Below are 1,005 nucleotides of genomic sequence, written 5' to 3'. Positions count from 1 at the left end.
TCAACAATTTGTCTGATGAGCGGACGGAATATCTGATCAACGATCGCCTCTCCTTTATGCGTTTCCTTGGGCTGGGACTTTCAGATCGGGTGCCGGATGCCAAAACGGTCTGGCTGTTTCGCGAGCGTCTGACCCAGGCGGGTGCGATCGATGGGCTGTTCAACCGCTTTGATGCGACCCTGCGTAACGCCGGGTATTTGCCGATGTCAGGCCAGATCCTGGATGCCACGCTGGTAGCGGCTCCGAAGCAGCGGAACACCAATGCAGAGAAAGCGGATCTGCGAGCAGGCCGTATTCCTGAAGACTGGCAGGACAAACCCGCAAAGCTGTCGCACAAGGATCGTCATGCGCGCTGGACACTGAAGTTCACGAAGGCGAAGCGGCAGGATGATGGAACCATGCCATCCAGCGATCTCGCCATCCCGTTCTTTGGCTATAAATCGCATGTTTCCATCGATCGGAAATACCGGTTCATCCGCAAATGGAAAACAACGCATGCCGCTGCCAGTGATGGCGCGCGATTGAGAGAGGGGCTTCTGGATAAAACCAATACGGCCTCAAGTGTCTGGGCCGACACGGCCTATCGCTCAAAAGCCAACGAAGACTTCATGGAAAAGCAGGGCTTTGTCTCCAAGGTTCATCGCAAAAAGCCGCATCTCAAGCCTATGCCCCGGCATATCCAGAAATCAAATGCTGGAAAGTCGGTCATCCGCTCGCGTGTCGAGCATGTCTTTGCCGATCAGAAGTCACAGACGGGGCTGTTTGTCCGGACTGTCGGTATCAGTCGAGCCACCATGAGGATCGGGCTCGCCAATATCGTCTACAATATGCGCCGCCTCCTCTTCCTCGAAAGATTGAACGCGAGCGCATAGCCATCCAGCGAGAGACAACTCCCAATCTGCTCAAAACGCAGACTGGACGCCATCGCAAAAACCGTCAATCAAATCGCCAAAACCCAGAAATTACCGGCCAAGCACATCAATCAAGGGTTCTTCGATCCCTCCA

At 54.5% G+C, this 1,005-nt stretch carries 1 protein-coding gene; it reads left to right on the top strand.

Translation table 11 applies throughout. The annotated features are described in order from the left end of the window. The coding region (locus GOB87_RS16460) for an IS5 family transposase (RefSeq protein ID WP_166319186.1) at positions 1 to 872 on the top strand (872 nt) is incomplete at its 5' end. Positions 873 to 1,005: the final 133 nt, after the last annotated feature.

Origin of the sequence: Acetobacter estunensis, from assembly GCF_011516945.1 — a bacterium.
Taxonomy (GTDB): domain Bacteria; phylum Pseudomonadota; class Alphaproteobacteria; order Acetobacterales; family Acetobacteraceae; genus Acetobacter; species Acetobacter estunensis.
The sequence above is the reverse complement of the archived record's forward strand: the minus strand, read 5'-3'. Positions and strand labels throughout refer to the sequence as shown.